The 2,005-nt window shown below is 57.1% G+C and carries 1 rRNA gene; it reads right to left on the bottom strand.

Annotated features, from left to right (window positions below):
- Positions 1-293: 293 nt before the first annotated feature.
- Positions 294-1,820 (bottom strand): 16S ribosomal RNA (locus M2428_RS22195).
- Between the last annotated feature and the right edge of the window lie 185 nt (positions 1,821-2,005).

The following is a 2,005-nucleotide window of genomic DNA, read 5'->3' as shown; positions in this document are numbered from 1 at the left end:
CCAACCCCGCACCCCACAAACGGGGAACGCGGCCGCGCCATGGTCCTGTTGCCTCAGGACCCAACAGTGTGCCAAACACCACCCGGCGGTTCATTCCGGCGAGCGTTCCAGGACCGGGACCCCGAGGGGAACCGTTCCGTACTTGCTGCCGGCCTGTGCCGCCAGGCACCTATTTGCTGATATTCCACCCGTGAGCACCCGCCGCAGAACTAGCGTCTGCGCAACGGGCCTACTCCTGACAACCCCACCACACAGGCATAACGCCTGGCAGGGTGGTTGTAGGTGCTCCTTAGAAAGGAGGTGATCCAGCCGCACCTTCCGGTACGGCTACCTTGTTACGACTTAGTCCCAATCGCCAGTCCCACCTTCGACAGCTCCCTCCCACAAGGGGTTAGGCCACCGGCTTCGGGTGTTACCAACTTTCGTGACTTGACGGGCGGTGTGTACAAGGCCCGGGAACGTATTCACCGCAGCGTTGCTGATCTGCGATTACTAGCGACTCCGACTTCATGGGGTCGAGTTGCAGACCCCAATCCGAACTGAGACCGGCTTTTTGGGATTAGCTCCACCTCACAGTATCGCAACCCTTTGTACCGGCCATTGTAGCATGCGTGAAGCCCAAGACATAAGGGGCATGATGATTTGACGTCGTCCCCACCTTCCTCCGAGTTGACCCCGGCAGTCTCCCATGAGTCCCCGCCATTACGCGCTGGCAACATGGAACGAGGGTTGCGCTCGTTGCGGGACTTAACCCAACATCTCACGACACGAGCTGACGACAACCATGCACCACCTGTGAACCGGCCCCAAAGGGGAAGGACTGTTTCCAGCCCGGTCCGGCCCATGTCAAGCCTTGGTAAGGTTCTTCGCGTTGCATCGAATTAATCCGCATGCTCCGCCGCTTGTGCGGGCCCCCGTCAATTCCTTTGAGTTTTAGCCTTGCGGCCGTACTCCCCAGGCGGGGCACTTAATGCGTTAGCTACGGCGCGGAAAACGTGGAATGTCCCCCACACCTAGTGCCCAACGTTTACGGCATGGACTACCAGGGTATCTAATCCTGTTCGCTCCCCATGCTTTCGCTCCTCAGCGTCAGTTAATGCCCAGAGACCTGCCTTCGCCATCGGTGTTCCTCCTGATATCTGCGCATTTCACCGCTACACCAGGAATTCCAGTCTCCCCTACATCACTCTAGTCTGCCCGTACCCACCGCAGATCCGGAGTTGAGCCCCGGACTTTCACGGCAGACGCGACAAACCGCCTACGAGCTCTTTACGCCCAATAATTCCGGATAACGCTTGCGCCCTACGTATTACCGCGGCTGCTGGCACGTAGTTAGCCGGCGCTTCTTCTGCAGGTACCGTCACTTTCGCTTCTTCCCTACTGAAAGAGGTTTACAACCCGAAGGCCGTCATCCCTCACGCGGCGTCGCTGCATCAGGCTTGCGCCCATTGTGCAATATTCCCCACTGCTGCCTCCCGTAGGAGTCTGGGCCGTGTCTCAGTCCCAGTGTGGCCGGTCACCCTCTCAGGCCGGCTACCCGTCGTCGCCTTGGTGAGCCATTACCTCACCAACAAGCTGATAGGCCGCGAGTCCATCCAAAACCACAATAAAGCTTTCCACCCCCCACCATGCGATGAGGAGTCATATCCGGTATTAGACCCAGTTTCCCAGGCTTATCCCAGAGTTAAGGGCAGGTTACTCACGTGTTACTCACCCGTTCGCCACTAATCACCGGTGCAAGCACCGGGTCATCGTTCGACTTGCATGTGTTAAGCACGCCGCCAGCGTTCATCCTGAGCCAGGATCAAACTCTCCGTTGAAGTAAAACAGACACACCATGCGCCCCCGGGAAAACGGGATGCACACAATGCACAAAATTTGAAACCAGCTGTAAAAACCAGACCACACCACGGGGTGGCGCAACCTGGTCAATTCAACCAATTCAATACAATAAATTGGTATCAACAAACTTGGCACACTATTGAGTTCTCAAACAACAGACACA

Source organism: Arthrobacter sp. ES3-54 (assembly GCF_029504395.1).
GTDB lineage: Bacteria > Actinomycetota > Actinomycetes > Actinomycetales > Micrococcaceae > Arthrobacter.
Note: the sequence above shows the minus strand (reverse complement) of the source record. Positions and strands in the feature narration are given on the sequence as shown.